22 protein-coding genes are annotated in these 18,319 nt (G+C 60.7%); 15 read left to right on the plus strand and 7 right to left on the minus strand.

The genetic code is table 11. The annotated features are described in order from the left end of the window. Window positions 1–16: 16 nt before the first annotated feature. The 4 genes from LOY55_RS07790 (at window position 17) to LOY55_RS07805 (ending at window position 2,678) form a co-directional block, all read left to right on the plus strand. Complete coding sequence (locus LOY55_RS07790) at window positions 17–805, plus strand: ParA family protein (RefSeq protein ID WP_109786419.1); 789 nt, start codon at window positions 17–19, stop codon at window positions 803–805. 27 nt (window positions 806–832) lie between these two features. Further along, window positions 833–1,726, plus strand: coding sequence for a CheW domain-containing protein (locus LOY55_RS07795; RefSeq protein WP_223522591.1), 894 nt, complete (start codon window positions 833–835; stop codon window positions 1,724–1,726). A 73-nt stretch (window positions 1,727–1,799) separates the two neighbouring features. Then, window positions 1,800–2,285 (plus strand): chemotaxis protein CheW, encoded by a 486-nt coding sequence (locus LOY55_RS07800; RefSeq protein ID WP_046032850.1) that lies wholly within the window; start codon window positions 1,800–1,802, stop codon window positions 2,283–2,285. Further along, window positions 2,286–2,678, plus strand: a complete 393-nt coding sequence (locus LOY55_RS07805; RefSeq protein WP_046032851.1) for a DUF2802 domain-containing protein — start codon at window positions 2,286–2,288, stop codon at window positions 2,676–2,678. A 121-nt stretch (window positions 2,679–2,799) separates the two neighbouring features. On the opposite strand, the gene LOY55_RS07810 is transcribed toward LOY55_RS07805, so the two are convergent. Together LOY55_RS07810 and LOY55_RS07815 are read right to left on the minus strand one after the other, a co-directional pair. After that, window positions 2,800–3,129 (minus strand): EscU/YscU/HrcU family type III secretion system export apparatus switch protein, encoded by a 330-nt coding sequence (locus LOY55_RS07810; RefSeq protein ID WP_223522592.1) that lies wholly within the window; start codon window positions 3,127–3,129, stop codon window positions 2,800–2,802. Next, on the minus strand, window positions 3,126–4,748 hold the full coding sequence (locus LOY55_RS07815) for a flagellar hook-length control protein FliK (protein WP_223522593.1): 1,623 nt from the start codon (window positions 4,746–4,748) through the stop codon (window positions 3,126–3,128). The genes LOY55_RS07810 and LOY55_RS07815 overlap by 4 nt, the downstream gene beginning before the upstream one ends. Window positions 4,749–4,946: 198 nt before the next feature. On the opposite strand from LOY55_RS07815, the gene ccmA reads away from it, so the two are divergent. The 10 genes from ccmA to LOY55_RS07865 all read left to right on the plus strand — a co-directional run bounded on the left by ccmA (window position 4,947) and on the right by LOY55_RS07865 (window position 12,325). Next, a complete protein-coding gene (gene ccmA, locus LOY55_RS07820) occupies window positions 4,947–5,582 on the plus strand; it encodes a cytochrome c biogenesis heme-transporting ATPase CcmA (protein ID WP_223522594.1) in 636 nt (211 codons plus the stop codon). After that, a complete protein-coding gene (gene ccmB, locus LOY55_RS07825) occupies window positions 5,579–6,247 on the plus strand; it encodes a heme exporter protein CcmB (protein WP_046032855.1) in 669 nt (222 codons plus the stop codon). The genes ccmA and ccmB overlap by 4 nt, the downstream gene beginning before the upstream one ends. 72 nt (window positions 6,248–6,319) lie before the next feature. Then, on the plus strand, window positions 6,320–7,075 hold the full coding sequence (locus LOY55_RS07830) for a heme ABC transporter permease (RefSeq protein ID WP_046032856.1): 756 nt from the start codon (window positions 6,320–6,322) through the stop codon (window positions 7,073–7,075). Further along, the gene (gene ccmD, locus LOY55_RS07835) at window positions 7,072–7,248 is read left to right on the plus strand and encodes a heme exporter protein CcmD (protein WP_008145547.1); all 177 of its coding nucleotides are present in this window, start codon (window positions 7,072–7,074) and stop codon (window positions 7,246–7,248) included. Before LOY55_RS07830 ends, ccmD begins: the two co-directional genes overlap by 4 nt. Beyond that, a complete protein-coding gene (gene ccmE, locus LOY55_RS07840) occupies window positions 7,245–7,700 on the plus strand; it encodes a cytochrome c maturation protein CcmE (protein WP_027922384.1) in 456 nt (151 codons plus the stop codon). Before ccmD ends, ccmE begins: the two co-directional genes overlap by 4 nt. 3 nt (window positions 7,701–7,703) lie before the next feature. Beyond that, entirely contained in the window at window positions 7,704–9,707 is a 2,004-nt protein-coding gene (locus LOY55_RS07845; RefSeq protein WP_046032857.1) for a heme lyase CcmF/NrfE family subunit, read from the plus strand. Next, window positions 9,704–10,240, plus strand: a complete 537-nt coding sequence (locus LOY55_RS07850) for a DsbE family thiol:disulfide interchange protein (RefSeq protein ID WP_046032858.1) — start codon at window positions 9,704–9,706, stop codon at window positions 10,238–10,240. Before LOY55_RS07845 ends, LOY55_RS07850 begins: the two co-directional genes overlap by 4 nt. After that, window positions 10,237–10,707, plus strand: a complete 471-nt coding sequence (locus tag LOY55_RS07855) for a cytochrome c-type biogenesis protein (RefSeq protein WP_046032859.1) — start codon at window positions 10,237–10,239, stop codon at window positions 10,705–10,707. Before LOY55_RS07850 ends, LOY55_RS07855 begins: the two co-directional genes overlap by 4 nt. Then, window positions 10,704–11,906: a c-type cytochrome biogenesis protein CcmI gene (ccmI, locus tag LOY55_RS07860; RefSeq protein ID WP_046032860.1), complete on the plus strand. Its 1,203-nt coding sequence runs from the start codon at window positions 10,704–10,706 to the stop codon at window positions 11,904–11,906. Before LOY55_RS07855 ends, ccmI begins: the two co-directional genes overlap by 4 nt. 14 nt (window positions 11,907–11,920) lie before the next feature. Continuing rightward, window positions 11,921–12,325, plus strand: a complete 405-nt coding sequence (locus LOY55_RS07865; protein ID WP_046032861.1) for a hypothetical protein — start codon at window positions 11,921–11,923, stop codon at window positions 12,323–12,325. A gap of 162 nt (window positions 12,326–12,487) precedes the next feature. Here the strand turns inward: LOY55_RS07865 and LOY55_RS07870 are convergent, their stop codons facing one another. From LOY55_RS07870 to LOY55_RS07885, 4 genes are all read right to left on the minus strand, one after another. Next, complete coding sequence (locus LOY55_RS07870) at window positions 12,488–13,375, minus strand: LysR family transcriptional regulator (RefSeq protein ID WP_109786424.1); 888 nt, start codon at window positions 13,373–13,375, stop codon at window positions 12,488–12,490. A 43-nt stretch (window positions 13,376–13,418) separates the two neighbouring features. After that, window positions 13,419–14,138 (minus strand): SDR family oxidoreductase, encoded by a 720-nt coding sequence (locus LOY55_RS07875; RefSeq protein ID WP_046032863.1) that lies wholly within the window; start codon window positions 14,136–14,138, stop codon window positions 13,419–13,421. Window positions 14,139–14,187: 49 nt separating this feature from the next. Beyond that, the gene (locus tag LOY55_RS07880) at window positions 14,188–14,844 is read right to left on the minus strand and encodes a peroxiredoxin-like family protein (RefSeq protein ID WP_223522595.1); all 657 of its coding nucleotides are present in this window, start codon (window positions 14,842–14,844) and stop codon (window positions 14,188–14,190) included. A 187-nt stretch (window positions 14,845–15,031) separates the two neighbouring features. Next, window positions 15,032–16,237: an MFS transporter gene (locus LOY55_RS07885; RefSeq protein ID WP_109786425.1), complete on the minus strand. Its 1,206-nt coding sequence runs from the start codon at window positions 16,235–16,237 to the stop codon at window positions 15,032–15,034. 234 nt (window positions 16,238–16,471) lie between these two features. Here LOY55_RS07885 and LOY55_RS07890 point away from each other — a divergent pair, with 234 nt between their 5' ends. Further along, window positions 16,472–17,101: a hypothetical protein gene (locus LOY55_RS07890; protein WP_223522596.1), complete on the plus strand. Its 630-nt coding sequence runs from the start codon at window positions 16,472–16,474 to the stop codon at window positions 17,099–17,101. Between the two features lie 195 nt (window positions 17,102–17,296). Here LOY55_RS07890 and LOY55_RS07895 read toward each other — a convergent pair whose 3' ends face one another. After that, window positions 17,297–18,295, minus strand: a complete 999-nt coding sequence (locus LOY55_RS07895; protein WP_223522597.1) for a sulfate ABC transporter substrate-binding protein — start codon at window positions 18,293–18,295, stop codon at window positions 17,297–17,299. Between the last annotated feature and the right edge of the window lie 24 nt (window positions 18,296–18,319).

Consider the following 18,319-nt stretch of genomic DNA (forward strand, 5'->3'; position numbering starts at 1 on the left):
GGGAGGAAACATTCAAATGAGAGTCTGGGCCGTTGCCAATCAAAAGGGTGGTGTTGGTAAAACCACTTCCTCTATCGCTTTAGCCGGTTTGCTGGCCGAGGCGGGCAAGCGCGTGGTTGTGGTCGATCTCGATCCGCACGGCTCCATGACCAGCTACTTCGGCTACGATCCCGATAGCCTGGAACACAGCAGCTACGACTTGTTCCTGCATAAGGGCAGCGTGCCGCAAGGCTTGCCCGGTCAGTTGTTGTTGCCCACCAGTCACGACAGTATTTCGCTGCTGCCTTCGAGTACCGCACTGGCCACGCTTGAGCGTCAATCGCCGGGGCAGAGTGGCTTGGGCCTGGTGATCGCCAAGAGCCTGGCGCAGTTGTGGCAGGACTTCGATTACGCGGTGATCGACAGCCCGCCGTTGCTCGGTGTGCTGATGGTCAATGCCTTGGCGGCGAGCCAGCAATTGGTGATCCCGGTGCAGACCGAGCACTTGGCCGTCAAAGGCCTGGAACGCATGGTCAACACCCTGGACATGATCAATCGTTCACGCAAACAGGCGCTGCCGTTCACCATCATCCCGACCTTGTTTGACCGTCGTACCCAGGCGTCCCTCGGGACCCTGCGCGTGCTGCGTGACAAGTACCCGGAAGAAATCTGGCAAGGTTACATCCCGGTCGACACCCGCTTGCGGGATGCGAGCCGGGCCGGCCTAACGCCTTCGCAATTCGACGGCAAGAGCCGTGGAGTTCTCGCTTACCGTGCGCTGCTCAAGCATTTGCTGGCGCAGCAATCTGTCGCGCAGGTGGCGTGAGATGAACCTTCCTTGCGTGGTGCTTAAATGAATCGGCCGGTGAAGATCACCTCTCGCCCGCAACTGGCGCTCCAGCATTATCTGGACAGCTTGCTGCAGGACGCGACGGAGGAGCTTGCGCCGATCATCGAAGCGCCCGCCGAAGTGCTCGAACCGGATAACACCCTGGACGAATTCCAGGCCGCGGTCCTCGAAGAACAAGCGCGCGATGCACGCCCGGCGGCGGTTGCTGCGCCTGTAGTTGCCGCACCTGTGGTTGCAGCGCCCGTGATCGCCGCCGTGGCCAAGGCGCCAGCGCCGGTCATGGAGGCGCCGGCACCGATCCTCGCACCGGTATCGACCATTGCACCCCTGCTGCAAACATTGGTGCCGCCCGTCGTCGAAGTCCACTTGCCACCGAGCAACACGCCGCCACCGGTCGAAACCGATGGTCGCCCGTCGTGGGCCGCCGAGCCGTTCGAGTGTCTGTTATTCGACGTCGCCGGGTTGACCCTGGCGGTGCCACTGGTGTGCCTGGGTTCGATTTATTCGTTGGCGGGCCACGAGCTGACGCCGCTGTTCGGCCAGCCAGAATGGTTCCTCGGGATTCTGCCGAGCCAGGCCGGCAACCTGAAAGTCCTGGACACCGCACGTTGGGTCATGCCCGACCGCTACCGCGACGATTTCCGGCAGGGCCTGCAATACGTTATTTCGGTTCAGGGCTACGAGTGGGGGCTGGCGGTGCATCAGGTCAGCCGCTCGTTGCGCCTGGACCCGAACGAAATCAAATGGCGCAGCCACCGTGGTCAACGGCCATGGCTGGCGGGCACTGTGATTGAACACATGTGTGCATTGCTCGACGTCTCCGCGCTGGCCGAGTTGATCGCCAGTGGCGGGGCAAAGCACATAAGCAATATCAAGCCGGCTCACAAACCAGCATAAAAAACACGCAACGGCAGTGAATGCCGCTGCACAGAACACACACCGCCAGGGCGGTTTTTTGAGGGGTCAGGGTATGAATGATAAGGCGACGGCTGCAAAGGGTTCCGAAGATCCGATCCTGCAATGGGTAACCTTCAAGCTGGACAACGAAACCTACGGCATCAACGTGATGCGCGTCCAGGAAGTCCTGCGCTACACCGAAATCGCCCCGGTTCCGGGTGCCCCGACCTACGTGCTGGGCATCATCAACCTGCGCGGTAACGTGGTCACCGTGATCGACACCCGTCAGCGCTTCGGCCTGATGAATGCGGAGATCAGCGACAACACCCGTATCGTCATCATCGAAGCCGACAAGCAGGTTGTCGGGATCATGGTCGACAGCGTGGCCGAAGTGGTTTACCTGCGTCAGTCGGAAATCGAAACTGCGCCAAACGTCGGTAACGAAGAATCCGCCAAGTTCATTCAAGGCGTGTGCAACAAGAACAACGAACTGCTGATCCTGGTCGAGCTGGACAAGATGATGAGCGAAGAAGAATGGTCGGACCTGGAGAACATCTGATTGATTCTTGAGGTTGCGGTCATTGTCCTGTTCCTCTTCTGGGCAGGCACGCTGGCGATGTTTCTGGCGTACATTCGCGGTCAACGACTGATCGCCGCTCAACAGGCCCAGGGCGATGCGCTGCGGGATCAGCGCATCAAGGACCTGGCCAAACGCGTGGACGACTACCAGAGCGGCAACGTGCGCATGGGTGAAGACCTGCACGAACTGCGCGCGGTGGTTGGTCCCTTGCCGGACAAACTGGCACAGCTGGAACAGCGCGACCCGTCGAGCCTGTCGTTCGCCCAGGCGGCGCGATTGGTGGGAATGGGGGCGACGGTTGATGAACTGACTCAGTCTTGCGGGTTGACCCAGGCTGAGGCGGAGTTGATGCGTAAGCTTCACAAGAACTGATGCCTGTCAGAGATCGTTCCCACGCTCTGCGTGGGAATGCCTCTGGGGACGCTCCGCGTTCCGTTGTTGAATGTGACGCGGAACGTCACGGGCTGCATTCCCACGCAGAGCGTAGGAACGATCAATAATCATCCCCGCGATCGGTGACATCCTTCTCGATCATCGGCGCGTGCGGATCATGCCCCGCCGGAAACTTGCCCTTCAAATTCCACGCAAACGCGATGATTTCGGCCAGCGTGCGGTACAACTCCTGCGGAATACTTTCCCCCAGTTCCATCCTCGCCAGCAGCTTTACCAGCTCGGCGTTCTCATAGATCGGCACTTCATAATCGCGGGCAATGCGCAGAATTTCTTCGGCCAGTTCTTCGTCACCCTTGGCCGTGAGGGTAGGGGCGTGGCTGCCGTCGTATTTGAGGGCGATGGCCTGGCGTGGGGCGTTGGTGGTTTTCATGCGGTTTCGTCGACCCAGCGTTGTTCCAGACGGGTTTGCGGTCCTTGTGGCGGGGTGCCGAGGTGGCAATCCAGATCGCCGACGTTCAGGCCCGATGCCAGCAAGCGTTCGCGCAGGCCGGCCAGGTTACTTTCGATCAGGCTGGCGGTGTACGGCCGTTCGGCCCAGAGCTGGCTGGACAGGCTGCCCTTGATCAGTTGCGCGTGAACCTGCAAGGGGCCCAGCGGTTCCATGTCGAAGGCCAGGTCGACACGCCACAGCGGTTGCTTGGGTTCGTGTTCGTCGCGGCGTTCGTGGGGGTGTTCTTTCTCGGGCGCTTCTTCGCGCTGGAACTTGACCTGCAGCGGGACAATGTCCTGCGCGTTTCGCATCGGGATTTCCAGTTGCCAGGTGCTGAGCAGCCGACCATCGTCGGTCACGCCGGTTTGCTCCAGGCTCGACAGTTGATGGCTTTGCAGGCGCGAAACGGCTGCCGCCGCCAAACGCAGCAAATGCTCCAGATCACCTTCACCGTCATGGCTTTGCAGCAGGCGTTCGGGCAGCGGGAAACTGGTCGGCAGCGGCTTGGCGCTGACTTGCCCGAGCATCCCCAGGGCGCTGCGCACGAAGCTCGGCATCGTCTGCACCAATGTATTGGCGGCGATGATCGCGTTGAGGTTGGTATTGGCCGGTAGTCCCGGTGTCAGTTGCGCGATCAGCTTGAGCAAATCGCCTTTCATGTCCGGCGCCAATGTCGGATTTTGCCCGGTGAGCAATTTCGCTTCCAGGAACAGTCCGCTGTTTGCCAGCGCTTGAGCCAGGCCCTTTGGCGTGCTCAGTTGCTGAACGTCCGGCAGGCCGGCGAGGAGTTTTTCCACGGCCAGGCGCAGGTCGCTGGAGGTTGGGTCCAACGCAAGTGGCGATGGCTGCAATGGCGGCTGCAGTGACGATTGCGGCGTCGGCGTCAGGTTTTGCAAGGCTTTGATCAAGCCATCCAGCGAACCTTGGCGGCTTTGCTGGCTGACCAGTTGCTGCGTCACCGCCAACTGTTCCTGACGGCTGCTCAGCGGGACGAATTTAAGCGTTTGGGTGTCTTGCACCATGGCGCTCAACAACGTGCCAATGCGCAGGGGCGTGGGGCTGTCGATGCTCAGCGTGCTGCCGCTCAGCACTGTGTTCAGCAAGCTCACCATGGAGCGGAACACCGTGGGTTGCCCCGGTACTTGTGGCAGGACTTGTGAGGTCAGCACTTTGCCCTGCAACAGCGTGCCAGCGGGCAGTTGCGCCGTGTCAATGCGGGTGAGGGTGGCGACGCTCGCCGCGATGGCCTGTTGCACGGTGATCGCCAGGTTGCTGGCCGACGGTTGGGTGATCGCCAGGCTGGTGCCTTGAGGCAGAGGCTGGCTGCTGGTGGCCTGGACCGTGGTCTGGCGACCGCTGTCGAGGGTGACTTTGAGCAACAATTGAAAGGTCTGATCCGTCTGCTTGAGCGACAGCACTTCAGCCTTGGCGGTTTGCCCGACGGAGATCAGGCCCTCCATTGGCGTCAGTAACTTGAGCAGGTCGCCACTCACCACCAGCGGCCGCGACGTCGCGGGCGGGGTCTGCGGTAGCGGGAGAATGTTCATTTCGCCTGTCATACGCGGTCACAACCTGAGGAAATTGCCCTCTTGAGAGTAGGGCATGGCATGTATAATGCCGCCCCGTTATCACTGGGGCGCTAAAAACATTGCAAATGTTTGACCCAGCTCTCTATGACGGGCCGCCAATGCATCTATTCTGCATCTCTTTAGCGGCCGTACTACTGCCGACTTGAACCGCAAAAGGCCCGTGATCCCTTGACCAGCCCAGTCCTGCAAACCGTTGCCCTCGCTTGTGAGCGAGACCTTCGGCTGCTCTTCGAAAATCTCGATTTGAGACTGGCCAGTGGCGAAATGTTGCAAATCAGCGGCCCCAACGGCAGTGGCAAGACCAGCCTGTTGCGCCTGCTGTGCGGTCTGATGCAACCGACCGCCGGCCAAGTGCTGCTCAATGACCAGCCGCTCAATGAGCAACGCTTTGAGCTGGCACGCAACCTGTTGTGGATCGGACATGCCGCCGGTATCAAGGAATTGCTGACCCCTGAGGAAAACCTCAGCTGGCTCTGCGCCCTGCATCATCCGGCGTCCCATGACGCCATCTGGCAAGCTTTGGCGGCGGTGGGGTTACGCGGTTTCGAGGACGTTCCCTGTCACACGCTGTCTGCCGGCCAACATCGCCGTGTAGCGCTGGCGCGGTTGTACCTGGATAGCCCGCCGTTGTGGATTCTCGATGAACCGTTCACCGCGCTCGACAAACAAGGCGTGTCGCAGCTCGAAGAGCACCTGGCCGCACACTGCGAGCGCGGCGGCATGGTCGTTCTGACCACTCACCACACGCTGACACGGATGCCGGCCGGTTATCGCGACATTGATCTGGGGAATTGGGCCGTATGAGTGTTTTCGGCCTGTTGGTCGCCCGTGAGGCCCGTTTGTTGTTCCGCCGTCCTGCGGAGTTGGCGAACCCGTTGGTGTTCTTCGCCATCGTGGTTGCCCTGTTCCCGCTAGCGGTCGGCCCCGAGGCTCAATTGTTGCAAACCTTGTCTCCGGGGCTGGTCTGGGTCGCGGCCCTTTTATCGGTTTTGCTCTCGCTGGACGGGCTTTTCCGCAGTGATTTCGAGGACGGTTCCCTCGAACAGTGGGTCCTTTCGTCGCACCCTCTGCCTCTTCTGGTTTTGGCCAAGGTACTGGCACACTGGGCCTTCTCGGGCCTGGCACTGGTTTTGCTCGCTCCACTGCTGGCGTTGATGCTCGGTTTGCCTGCCGCTTGTCTGCCGGTGTTGCTGCTTTCGTTATTGCTGGGTACACCGGTACTGAGCCTGCTCGGTGCGGTGGGCGCAGCCCTGACGGTAGGATTGAAGCGTGGCGGCCTGTTGTTGGCGCTGCTGATTCTGCCGCTGTACATCCCGGTGTTGATTCTCGGCAGTGGCGCCTTGCAGGCAGCCTTGATGGGCATGCCGGCGACCGGTTATCTCTTGTGGCTTGGTAGCCTGACCGCCCTGGCGATAACCCTGACACCGTTTGCAATAGCTGCTGGCCTGAAGATCAGCGTCGGCGAATAATGAGGTCTGGTTAAAATTTGACCAGTAAAGACCCAGCCCTTCACAGCGAAGGGCAACCGTGATGGAAACAGTATGAACTGGACGTGGTTTCACAAGCTCGGCTCGCCCAAATGGTTTTATGGCATCAGCGGCAAACTGTTGCCCTGGCTGAGCGTCGCGGCGTTGCTGTTGATCGGCGTTGGCGTAGTCTGGGGCCTGGCCTTCGCGCCGCCCGACTACCAGCAAGGCAACAGCTTTCGCATCATCTATATCCACGTTCCTGCCGCGATGCTGGCGCAATCCTGCTATGTGATGCTGGCCGTGTGCGGCATTGTCGGGTTGGTCTGGAAGATGAAACTGGCCGATGTCGCCCTGCAATGCGCGGCGCCCATCGGTGCCTGGATGACTGCCGTGGCGCTGGTCACCGGCGCGATCTGGGGCAAACCGACCTGGGGCTCGTGGTGGGTCTGGGATGCGCGACTTACGTCTATGTTGATTCTGCTGTTTCTGTACTTCGGTCTGATTGCGCTGGGCAACGCCATCAGCAATCGTGACAGCGCCGCCAAGGCGTGTGCGGTGTTGGCGATTGTTGGCGTGATCAACATCCCGATCATCAAATACTCGGTGGAGTGGTGGAACACCCTGCACCAGGGCGCGACCTTCACCCTCACCGAAAAACCGGCCATGCCGGCCGAAATGTGGCTGCCTCTGCTGCTGACGGTGCTGGGCTTCTACTGTTTCTTTGGCGCGGTCCTGTTGCTGCGCATGCGCCTTGAAGTACTCAAGCGCGAAGCGCGGGCCAGTTGGGTCAAGGCCGAAGTACAGAACAGTCTGGAGGTCGCTCGATGAGTTTTGCTTCATTTGGCGACTTCCTCGCCATGGGCCATCACGCCCTGTATGTCTGGTCAGCCTATGGCATCTGCCTGGCGGTGCTGGCCCTCAACGTGGCGGCGCCGATCCTGGCCCGCAAGCGGTATCTGCAACAAGAGGCGCGTCGTCTGCGCCGGGAGAACGGCAAGTGAATCCGCTGCGCAAAAAGCGTCTTATCATCATTCTCGCGATCCTGGTGGGTGTCGGCGCTGCCGTCGGCCTGGCCCTGAGCGCCCTGCAGCAGAACATCAATCTGTTTTACACCCCGACCCAGATCGCCAATGGCGAAGCGCCGCAAGACACGCGCATCCGTGCCGGTGGCATGGTCGAGAAAGGTTCGCTGCAACGTTCCGGTGATTCGCTGGACGTGAAATTTGTCGTTACTGACTTCAACAAATCCGTGACCATCACCTATCGCGGCATTCTTCCAGACCTGTTCCGTGAAGGGCAGGGTATCGTGGCCCTGGGCAAAATCAACGCCGACGGCGTGGTGGTGGCCGACGAAGTGCTGGCCAAGCACGATGAGAAGTACATGCCGCCGGAAGTGACCAAGGCCCTGAAAGACAGCGGCCAGTCGGCGCCCACACAAGCCAAAGAGGGTTAATTGATGACATCCGCTCTCTATAATTCAGGGCTGTTTATCCCCGAACTGGGCCACCTGGCCATGATCCTGGCGCTGTGTTTCGCGCTGGTTCAGGCCGTGGTGCCGTTGCTCGGTGCCTGGCGCGGTGACCGCTTGTGGATGAGCCTGGCGCAGCCGGCCGCCTGGGGTCAGTTCACCTTCCTGGTGTTCGCCTTCGGGTGCCTGACCTACGCGTTCATGACTGACGACTTCTCGGTCGGCTACGTCGCCAGCAACTCCAACAGTGCCTTGCCGTGGTACTACAAATTCAGCGCGGTATGGGGCGCCCACGAAGGGTCATTGCTGTTGTGGGCATTGATCCTCGGCGGCTGGACCTTCGCGGTGTCGGTGTTCTCCCGCCAATTGCCGCAAGTCATGCTGGCCCGGGTACTGGCCGTGATGGGCATGATCAGCACCGGTTTCCTGTTGTTCCTGATCCTCACGTCCAACCCGTTCAAGCGCATCCTGCCGCAGATGCCCAGCGATGGCGCCGACCTCAATCCGTTACTGCAAGACATCGGCCTGATCGTTCACCCGCCGATGCTGTACATGGGTTACGTCGGTTTCTCAGTGGCCTTTGCCTTCGCCATCGCGGCGCTGATGGGCGGTCGCCTGGATGCCGCGTGGGCTCGCTGGTCGCGTCCGTGGACCATCGTCGCCTGGGCATTCCTCGGCATCGGCATCACCCTCGGTTCGTGGTGGGCGTATTACGAACTTGGCTGGGGCGGCTGGTGGTTCTGGGACCCGGTGGAAAATGCCTCGTTCATGCCTTGGCTGGTGGGCACCGCGCTGATTCACTCGTTGGCGGTCACGGAAAAACGTGGCGTGTTCAAGAGCTGGACCGTGTTGCTGGCCATCGCCGCGTTCTCGTTGAGCTTGCTGGGTACGTTCCTCGTGCGTTCCGGCGTGCTGACGTCGGTTCACGCGTTTGCGTCCGACCCTGAGCGCGGCGTGTTCATCCTGATCTTCCTGTTGTTTGTGGTCGGTGGTTCGCTGACGCTGTTCGCCCTGCGCGCGCCTGTGGTCAAGAGTCAGGTGGGCTTCAACCTCTGGTCCCGGGAAACCCTGCTGCTGGGCAACAACCTGGTGCTGGTGGTGGCGGCCTCGATGATCCTGCTCGGCACCTTGTACCCACTGATCCTTGACGCAATGACCGGCGCCAAGCTGTCGGTCGGCCCGCCGTACTTCAACGCGTTGTTCATTCCATTGATGGCGTTGCTGATGATGGTGATGGCGGTCGGTGTGATCGTGCGCTGGAAAGACACGCCGGTGAAATGGCTGGCCAGCATGCTCACGCCGGTATTGCTCGGCAGTGCCGCACTGGCCGTAGTGGCCGGCGTCGCTTACGGCGATTTCAACTGGGCGGTGATCGCGACGTTCATGCTCGCGGCCTGGGTATTGCTGGCCGGCGTGCGAGACATCTTCGACAAGACCCGCCACAAAGGCCTGATCAAAGGCTTGCCGACCCTGACTCGCAGCTATTGGGGCATGCAGGTCGCGCATTTGGGCATTGCCGTGTGCGCACTGGGCGTCGTGTTGTCGAGCCAGAACAGCGCCGAGCGTGACCTGCGCCTGGCGCCGGGCGAGTCCATGGACCTGGCCGGTTATCACTTCGTGTTCGAAGGCGCCAAGCACTTCGAAGGCCCGAACTTCACCTCCGACAAGGGCACCGTTCGAGTGATTCGCGACGGCAAGGAAGTCAGCGTGCTGCACCCGGAAAAGCGCCTCTACACCGTGCAGAACTCGGTGATGACCGAAGCCGGGATCGACGCCGGTTTCACCCGTGACCTCTACGTCGCCCTCGGTGAGCCGCTGGGCGATGGCGCCTGGGCTGTTCGTGTTCACGTCAAACCGTTTGTGCGCTGGATCTGGTTCGGCGGACTGCTGACCGGTTTCGGTGGGTTGCTGGCGGCGCTGGATCGCCGTTATCGGGTCAAGGTGAAAAGCCGGGTGCGTGAAGCACTGGGCATGTCGGGAGCCACTGCATGAAGCGTTGGTTGATGTTGTTGCCACTGGCGATTTTTCTAGTGGTCGCTGTATTCCTTTACCGTGGGTTGTACCTGGACCCGGCCGAGCTGCCTTCGGCGATGATCAACAAGCCGTTCCCGGAGTTTTCCCTGCCTTCGGTGCAGGGCGACAAGACCCTGACCCGCGCTGACATCGTCGGTAAACCGGCGCTGGTCAATGTCTGGGGCACCTGGTGCATTTCCTGCCGGGTCGAGCACCCGGTGCTGAATAAGCTGGCCCAGCAGGGCGTGGTGATTTATGGCATCAACTACAAGGACGTCAATGCCGACGCCTTGAAGTGGCTGGTGGAGTTTCACAACCCCTACCAACTGGATGTTCGTGACGATGCCGGCACCCTGGGTCTGAACCTCGGTGTCTACGGCGCGCCGGAAACCTTCTTCATCGACGCCAAGGGCATCATCCGCGACAAGTTCGTCGGCGTGATCGACGAGCAAGTCTGGCGTGAAAAACTGGCCGCCAAGTATCAGGCGCTGGTCGATGAGGCCAAGCCATGAAGCGCTGGATAGCCGCCGTGGTGTTGGGCTTGAGCTTGGCCGGCGTGGCACACGCGGCCATCGACACCTACGAGTTCGCCAAAGAAGGTGATCGCGAGCGTTTTCGCGAGCTGACCAAAGAGCTGCGTTGCCCCAAGTGCCAGAATCAGGACATTGCCGATTCCAACGCACCGATTGCCGCCGACCTGCGCAAAGAGATTTTTCGCATGCTGGGCGAGGGTAAGGACAACCAGCAGATCATCGACTTCATGGTTGATCGGTACGGCGATTTCGTCCGCTACAAACCCGCACTGAACGCCAAGACTGCACTGCTCTGGTTCGGCCCGGCCGGTCTGCTTTTGGGCGGTTTTGTGGTCATCGCCGTGATCGTCCGCCGTCGTCGCGTGCAACGCGCCGAAACCAAGACTGAGCTTTCCACCGATGAGCGTGAGCGCCTCGACCACCTGTTGGATAAAAACCAAGAATGATTGATTTCTGGCTCGCTGCAGGTCTGCTGCTTCTGGTTGCCCTGAGTTTTCTGTTGATCCCGGTTCTGCGCGGTCGCCGCGCTCAGCGTGAAGAGGATCGTACTGCCCTGAACGTCGCGCTGTATCAAGAGCGCGTGGCTGAGCTGCAGGTTCAGCAGGAAGAGGGCGTTCTCGACGCGGCGCAAATGGACGCCGGCCGCGCCGAAGCGGCCCGTGAGCTGCTCGCCGACACCGAAGGCGTTGGGGCGCCGCGAGTGACCCGCCTGGGCAAGCCGTTGCCTTTGCTGGCGGCGGTTCTGGTTCCGGTGTTGGGCCTTGGTTTGTACCTGCATTTCGGTGCCAGCGACAAAGTCGAGCTGACCCGCGAGTTCGCTCAGGCGCCGCAGTCGATGGAAGAGATGACCCGTCGGCTGGAACGCGCCGTCGCTGCTCAACCGGAGTCGGCTGAAGGCCTGTATTTCCTCGGCCGCACGTACATGGCTCAGGATCGTCCGGGCGACGCGGCGAAGATTTTCGAACGCACCGTGAACCTGGCCGGTCGCCAACCGGAACTGCTCGGCCAATGGGCTCAGGCGCTGTATTTTGCCGAAGGTAAAAAGTGGTCGGACAAGATTCAGGCCCTGACCGATGAAGCGCTGAAAGCCGATCCGAAAGAAGTCACCAGCCTGGGCCTGCTCGGTATCGCCGCGTTTGAAAGCCAGCGTTACCAGGACGCCATCAACTACTGGAATCGTCTGTTGACGCAACTGCCACCCGATGACAACTCCCGCGCTGCGCTGCAAGGCGGGATTGCCCGGGCCACCGAGAAGCTCGAAGCCAGCGGCGGCAAGGTGGTTCAGGCACCTGCGGCCAAAGCTGCAGCGTTGTTGAAAGTCACCGTTGACCTGGCCCCGGCGCTCAAAGCCAAGGTCCAGCCGGGCGACAGCGTGTTCATTTTCGCCCGCGCCACCTCCGGTCCACCTGCACCGTTGGCCGCCAAGCGCCTGACCGTGGCCGACTTGCCGGTGACCGTCGAATTAGGCGATGCCGACGCCATGATGCCGCAGTTGAAACTGTCGAACTTTCCTGAAGTCCAACTGGTTGCGCGCGTCTCCCGTGCCGGCCAACCGACTGCCGGTGAATGGGTCGGTCGCAGCCAGCCTCTGGCCAGCAACACGACGGCGCCGCAGACACTGACCATCGACAGCCCTGACAAATAACAGGAAAACGCCCCATGACCGCCATCGCTCGTATCACCCTGCTCAGTCTGGTCTTGGGGTTAAGCGCTTGTGCGGTCCAGCCGCCGGAGCGAACGTCGCCGCCACCGATTCCGCCGTCACAGCCAAGGCCTACTCCGTCGCCAACACCCACGCCAGGTAAACCGGGCATTCCGGCCAAGCCTGCCAAACCGATGCCGCGCACCTCCGCCAGCTTCGCGCCGCCGCCGGGTGGCAACAGCCATTGGGATGCCAAACTCGGCGTCTACGTGCTGGATGACCAGACCAACACCTTCTACCGCCAGCGCACCTACTACCGCTGGAACAATGGCTGGAGCCGCTCGATCAGCCCCAACGGGCCATGGGAAGACACGGATATTCACGGCGTGCCGGGTGGGTTGGGACGGCAATTCGGGCAGTAAGCAAAGGCGACCTTCGGGTCGCCTTTTTTGTGCCTGTTGAAATTCCCGATTCACCCCAAACCTGTAGCAGCTGGCGAAGCCTGCGTTCGGCCGGTCCGCGCTCGGGCGAAGCAGTCGTGAAATCAGTCCACGCGTACTGTCAGGAAACGAAACCGGCGAACCTCAGGTCTCTTTTGTCAGCAACTCCTGCACATACTCCACAAACGCCCGCGCCTTGGCGCTGGCCATTCTTCCGGTTGGAAACACTGCCCACAGGTCCAGGTTGGGCAGCGTCCAGTCCGTCATCACTTCCCTGACCGCCCCGTTGGCCAACTCCGGGGCAAACATCCATTGCGACGCCATGGTCAGCCCCTGATGAGCCAGAACTGCTTCTCGCAATCCCTCGGCGGCGTTGACGCGGATTCGGCCGCTGATGATCACGGCCTGTTCTTCAGAGGCGTTTCGAAATTGCCAATTGGCGCCGCCGCCCAAGGAGTAGACGACCGCCTGATGCTTGCACAGGTCAGCGGGGCAGGTGGGTTCGCCGTATTTTTCGAAGTAGGCCGGTGTGCCCAGTACCACGCGTCGACACTCGGCGATTTTGCGGGCCGTCAGCCCCGAGTCGCTCAGGGCGCCCATGCGCAGGGCAATGTCGACGCCTTCCTCGACCAGATTGACGTTACGGTCGTCGAGCATCAGGTCGATGTTCAAGTCCGGGTTCTGTTCGAGAAACGGCCCAAGGTGCGGCACGATGTGCAGCCGGCCGAAGGTCACGGCGGCGCAAATGCGCAGGTTGCCAGTGAGTCCGCTGGCGGCACCGCGGGCGGCGTTGTCGGCCTCGTCGGCTTCTTCGAGGGCGCGTTTGGAACGCTCGAAAAAGGCCAGGCCGGCCTCGGTCGGTGTCAGGCCTCGGGTTGAGCGCAACAGCAGTCGCACGGCAAGACGTGATTCCAGCTGCGCAATGGCTTTCGACACGGCGGGCTGGCCGATATTCAGACGCCGGGCGGCAGCGGAAAACGAGCCGGTTTCCACCACGTAGACGAAGGTTTCCATTGCGCCGAGGCGGTCCATCGAAGGTCCTTATGAGGTTCTGAAATTCACCGAAAATCGTCGGTCAGAAAGCGGCTTTTCCTATTGAGGCGCCGCCGTCGACAAACAACGTTTGCCCGGTAATAAACCCACTCTGCTCGGACAACAAAAACGCAATCGCCGCCGCGATTTCTTGTGGTTGCCCCAATCGACCCATCGGCACTCCCGCCAGATACCGTGCTTCACCTTCACTGCCCGGCGGGTTATTGGTGCGAAACAGTTCGGTCTCGGTCGGCCCTGGCGCCACGGCGTTCACCGTCACGCCGGTTTTCGCCAGTTCCAGCGCCCAGGAGCGCGTGAAGCTGATCAGCGCTGCTTTGGCCGCCGCGTAGGCCGTGCGTTGGGTAATCCCGAGGACGGTCAGGCTGGAAATGTTCACCACACGACCCCACCCCTTGTCGCGCATGTGGGGCAGCAGCGCCTGAGTGGCCTGCAACGCCGAATGGAGGTTGACCCGCATCACGTCGTCGAAGGTGTCCAGGTCAATCTCGCCCAGTACTTGTGGGCGCACCAGGCCGACGTTGTTCACCAGCCCGTCAAATTCGTAAGTCCGGGCCAGATCGGCCAGCACTTCCTGGGTCAGGACGCGGTCGCTCAGGTCCAGCGGAAACAGGATGCCGGGGAACGTCAGGTCGGGCGTGCGGGCGATGCCCACCACCCGGTGGCCCGCACGATCCAGGTGCTCGGCCACAGCGCGGCCAATGCCTTTGCTGGCGCCGGTGATGAGGAAGGTACGACGGGTCATTTCACACTCCTTGAAAAAACATGCCGCGGGTCAGGCGGCATTTGATCGGTTAGCCGCGAATAGCATCCAGCATCGCTTCAGGCTCAGGACGCTGAGTGTAATCCGGGTTGACCTCGGCGTAACGAATCACACCGTCCTGACCGATCACATAGCGTGCCGGCATCGGCAGCGTCCACGACGGATCATCATTGAAAGTTGGCAAATCGTTACGCAGATTCTTGTACAGCTCGATCAGGTAATCCGGCAACTCAAAGCGCAAACCCAATGCATGCGCCACGTCATTGTGGGTGTCGCTGAGGATAGGAAACGTCAGGCCATTGGTACGCATCGACTTGCGGCTGTTGGCGGCGATCTGTGGCGAAATCGCCAGCAGGCTGGCGCCGGCGTCCTGCAGCAGTGGCAGAAAATCCTGCAACGCTTGCAGCTCCATGTTGCAGTAAGGGCACCACACGCCACGGTAAAACGTCAGCACCAAAGGCCCCTTGGCCAGCAGATCGATGGAGGACACTGGATGCCCGTCGGGATCTTTCAGGGTAAACAGCGGCGCCTTGTCACCGACCTTCAGCGCTTTGTTCGCCGCACCCGAGGCGATCAGCTCGGCAGTCGCGCGCTCCATGATCGGGTGGATGTCAGCCGGGGCGTTATAGGGCGGTTTGCCAGCCTTGAAGTCCGCTTTGAAGGCATCGAGTTTTGCTTGTAGGGTCATGATCGTAATCCTTGGTGGGAAAGCCGGTTGGCTGGGATCAATGGTGACCTTGAGGCGGGGAGGGCGGAACGCAGGCGGGGGGCATAGGATTCATTCTTGGGGGGAATGAGGTGGCGGATACGTCACATTTGTCGGAACACCGACCGGATCTTGCTCCGGCCGGTATTGCGAAGTTGTTTTTGAACACTTAAGCCGTCGCCAGCGAGCCCTTCTGCGAAACACTCAAAAAACGCAGCAACGCCAACAGTGGAAACGCGCTGCCGACTATCACGATCCACAACCAGCCACCGTGCTCGTACACGGCACTGGCCACCGAAGAGCCAAAGGCGCCGCCGATGAAGATGCTGGTCATGTACAGCGCATTCAGGCGGCTGCGGCTTTTGGCGTCGAGGGCGTAGACCGCGCGTTGGCCGAGCACCATGTTCATCTGCACACAGAAGTCGAGGACCACGCCGGTCACGGCCAGGCCAATGACGCTGTAGAGCGGATGGATGAACGCCGGCAGAAAGCTCAGGCTGGCGAACAGCAGGGCCAGCAGCGAGGCGATGCGCGTGTGGCCGGCATCCGCCAGGCGACCGGCGATGGGCGCCGCGATAGCGCCGATGGCGCCGACCAGGGCGAAGATCGCGATCTGGGTTTGCGACAGGCCGTGATTGCGCGCCAACTCCAGCGGCACGGCGGTCCAGAACAGGCTGAAGGTCGCGAACATGCAGCCTTGATAAAACGCACGCTGACGCAATACCGGTTGTTGGCGCAGCAATGTCCACAGCGAACCCAGCAATTGCCCATAAGATGCACTGTGATCAGGCTGGCGCTTGGGTATGGTCAGCGCCAGCACGATGCTGATCGCCACCATCAACACCGCTGCTATCACAAACATCGCGCGCCAGCCGAAATAGTCAGCCACCACGCTGGACACCGGGCGAGCCAGGAGAATCCCCAGCAGCAACCCGCCCATGATCCCGCCGACCACGCGGCCACGCGACTCTTCCGGAGCCAGGTGCGCGGCCAGTGGAATCAGGATTTGCACCGACACCGAGCTGAAGCCCACCAGCAACGAAATCAGCAAAAATACATTGGGCTGATCGGTGAACGCGGCGCCCAGTAAACTCGCAATCGCCACCACGGTGGTGATGATCATCAGTCGGCGGTTTTCCAGCAAATCGCCCAGCGGCACGAGGAAGAAAAGCCCCAGTGCGTAGCCAATCTGTGTCAGGGAAACGATCAGGCTGGCCATGGTGCTGGTCAGGCCGATGTCCGGCGCGATCAGGCCGATGATCGGTTGGGCATAGTAGAGGTTGGCCACAATGGCGCCGCAACAGAAGGCGAAGAGCAGCACCATGCCTTTGGTCATTGTCGTGGCACCGTGAGGCGCCGGCGTCGCTGGATTCATAACGTGTCTCGCTGAACAGAAGGGAATGCGCGAAGGCTAAGCGGCAAGCCGGGACGGCGGAAGTGGGATTGAAGTGATAGTAATCATTCCATTGCGGAATGAGTGGCACCGGCATGTGCAGTTGGCCCATGCACCTTGCGTCCAAATAATCAGGTCCGATGATACATTCACTTACATCCTGTTCGATAGCGTGCTTATGTTCTCTCTCACGTTTCATCACCGCAAGGTACTTCCATGAATACGATGTTCCGTCACCTGATTCGCGGCGCTTCGGCCCTGACACTGATCACATTGTTCACCACAGGCCTGGCCCAGGCCGCCGACGCGCCGGGATTGCGTATCGGTGTTCGTGGCGAAATCACCGGGGTCAGCCCTGAAGTGTTGAAGGTTCACGTCAACAGCGGCGAAAACGTCGTGATCAACCTGACCCCGGATACCAAAGTCCGCGCTGTCACGTTGGCCAATATCGACGACATCAAACCGGGCAGCTACATCGGCTCGGCGGCTATTCCTCAGGAGGATGGCACTCTCAAGGCGTTGGAAGTCCATGTCTTCCCACCGGAACTGGCGGGTAGCGGCGACGGGCATCGACCGTTCGACCTGGTCAAGGGCAGCAGCATGACCAACGGCAGCGTCGGCGATCTGGTGGTCAGCAACGGCCGGGTCTTGACGGTCAACTACAAGGGCGGCCAGCAGAAGATTCTGGTGCCGGAGGACGTGCCGATTGTGAACCTGATGCCGGGGGATCGCAGCTTGTTGAAAGTGGGGGTGAAGATCGTGACATTTGTGACACAGAGTGCGGACGGGACGCTGACGGCTCAGTCGATTTCTGCGGGTAAGGAGGGTGTGACGCCGCCGATGTAAGGGCTTGGCGAAATCCTTGTGGGAGCGGGCTTGCCCGCGAAGAAGGCGCTACATTCAGCATTGATGTGACTGATAAACCGCCATCGCGGGCAAGCCCGCTCCCACAGGATTGACGTCGTACAAGGAAACTGTAACCGCTGAAACCCACAAAAAAGGCGACCTGCAAAGGTCGCCTTTTTCATGGCCGCTCAGCGATTACTGACCGGTGTAAATCTGATCGAAAATCCCGCCATCATTGAAGTGAGTCTTCTGCACGGTGCGCCAGTCACCGAAGGTCTTCTCCACCGACAGGAAGTCCACTTTCGGGAAGCGATCGGTGTACTTGGCCAGCACCGCCGGGTCACGCGGGCGCAGGTAATTGGCTGCCGCAATTTCCTGGCCTTCCGGCGACCACAGGTACTTCAGGTATTCCTCGGCGGCGGCACGGGTGCCTTTCTTGTCGACGGTTTTGTCGACCACCGACACCGGTGGCTCGGCTTCGGCGGAAACGCTTGGGTAGATCACTTCAAACTGGTCGCGACCAAACTCGCGGGCAATCATTTCCGCTTCGTTCTCGAAGGTCACCAGGACGTCGCCGATCTGGTTGGTCATGAACGTTGTGGTAGCGGCACGACCGCCGGTGTCCAGCACCGGTGCTTGCTTGAACAGCTTGCCGACAAACTCCTTGGCCTTGTTCTTGTCACCGCCGTTCTTCAGCACATAACCCCAGGCGGACAAGTAGGTGTAGCGGCCATTGCCCGAGGTTTTCGGGTTGGGCACGATCACCTGAACGCCGTCCTTGAGCAGGTCAGGCCAGTCTTTCAGGGCTTTCGGGTTGCCTTTACGGACGATGAACACCGTGGCGGAAGTAAACGGCGCACTGTTGTTCGGCAGGCGCGTGACCCAGTTCTCCGGCACCAGTTTGCCGTTGTCTGCCAGGGCGTTGATGTCGGTGGCCATGTTCATGGTGATGACATCAGCCGGCAAGCCGTCGATGACTGAGCGCGCTTGTTTGCTGGAGCCGCCGAAGGACATTTGCAGGGTGATGTTTTCGTTGTGTTCGGCTTGCCAGTGTTTCTGGAAGGCAGTGTTGTAGTCCTTGTAGAAATCGCGCATCACGTCGTAAGAAACGTTGAGCAGGGTCGGTGCGGCCTGGGCCATGCTGGTCAGTGCCAGGCCAGCGGCCAGAAGTGAGGCGCCAAAGAGTTTTTTCACTGCGCAGTCCTTGTTCTATTTAAA

Source organism: Pseudomonas sp. B21-040, from assembly GCF_024748695.1.
Lineage (GTDB): Bacteria > Pseudomonadota > Gammaproteobacteria > Pseudomonadales > Pseudomonadaceae > Aquipseudomonas.

What these genes read in the sequence shown, in the direction of transcription:
- LOY55_RS07790 (WP_109786419.1), top strand. Translation starts at nt 17, where the DNA reads ATGAGAGTCTGGGCCGTTGCCAATCAAAAGGGTGGTGTTGGTAAAACC.
- LOY55_RS07795 (WP_223522591.1), top strand. Translation starts at nt 833, where the DNA reads ATGAATCGGCCGGTGAAGATCACCTCTCGCCCGCAACTGGCGCTCCAG.
- LOY55_RS07800 (WP_046032850.1), top strand. Translation starts at nt 1,800, where the DNA reads ATGAATGATAAGGCGACGGCTGCAAAGGGTTCCGAAGATCCGATCCTG.
- LOY55_RS07810 (WP_223522592.1), bottom strand. Translation starts at nt 3,129, where the DNA reads ATGAAAACCACCAACGCCCCACGCCAGGCCATCGCCCTCAAATACGAC.
- LOY55_RS07815 (WP_223522593.1), bottom strand. Translation starts at nt 4,748, where the DNA reads ATGACAGGCGAAATGAACATTCTCCCGCTACCGCAGACCCCGCCCGCG.
- ccmB (WP_046032855.1), top strand. Translation starts at nt 5,579, where the DNA reads ATGAGTGTTTTCGGCCTGTTGGTCGCCCGTGAGGCCCGTTTGTTGTTC.
- LOY55_RS07830 (WP_046032856.1), top strand. Translation starts at nt 6,320, where the DNA reads ATGAACTGGACGTGGTTTCACAAGCTCGGCTCGCCCAAATGGTTTTAT.
- ccmD (WP_008145547.1), top strand. Translation starts at nt 7,072, where the DNA reads ATGAGTTTTGCTTCATTTGGCGACTTCCTCGCCATGGGCCATCACGCC.
- LOY55_RS07845 (WP_046032857.1), top strand. Translation starts at nt 7,704, where the DNA reads ATGACATCCGCTCTCTATAATTCAGGGCTGTTTATCCCCGAACTGGGC.
- LOY55_RS07850 (WP_046032858.1), top strand. Translation starts at nt 9,704, where the DNA reads ATGAAGCGTTGGTTGATGTTGTTGCCACTGGCGATTTTTCTAGTGGTC.
- LOY55_RS07855 (WP_046032859.1), top strand. Translation starts at nt 10,237, where the DNA reads ATGAAGCGCTGGATAGCCGCCGTGGTGTTGGGCTTGAGCTTGGCCGGC.
- ccmI (WP_046032860.1), top strand. Translation starts at nt 10,704, where the DNA reads ATGATTGATTTCTGGCTCGCTGCAGGTCTGCTGCTTCTGGTTGCCCTG.
- LOY55_RS07865 (WP_046032861.1), top strand. Translation starts at nt 11,921, where the DNA reads ATGACCGCCATCGCTCGTATCACCCTGCTCAGTCTGGTCTTGGGGTTA.
- LOY55_RS07870 (WP_109786424.1), bottom strand. Translation starts at nt 13,375, where the DNA reads ATGGACCGCCTCGGCGCAATGGAAACCTTCGTCTACGTGGTGGAAACC.
- LOY55_RS07875 (WP_046032863.1), bottom strand. Translation starts at nt 14,138, where the DNA reads ATGACCCGTCGTACCTTCCTCATCACCGGCGCCAGCAAAGGCATTGGC.
- LOY55_RS07880 (WP_223522595.1), bottom strand. Translation starts at nt 14,844, where the DNA reads ATGACCCTACAAGCAAAACTCGATGCCTTCAAAGCGGACTTCAAGGCT.
- LOY55_RS07885 (WP_109786425.1), bottom strand. Translation starts at nt 16,237, where the DNA reads ATGAATCCAGCGACGCCGGCGCCTCACGGTGCCACGACAATGACCAAA.
- LOY55_RS07890 (WP_223522596.1), top strand. Translation starts at nt 16,472, where the DNA reads ATGAATACGATGTTCCGTCACCTGATTCGCGGCGCTTCGGCCCTGACA.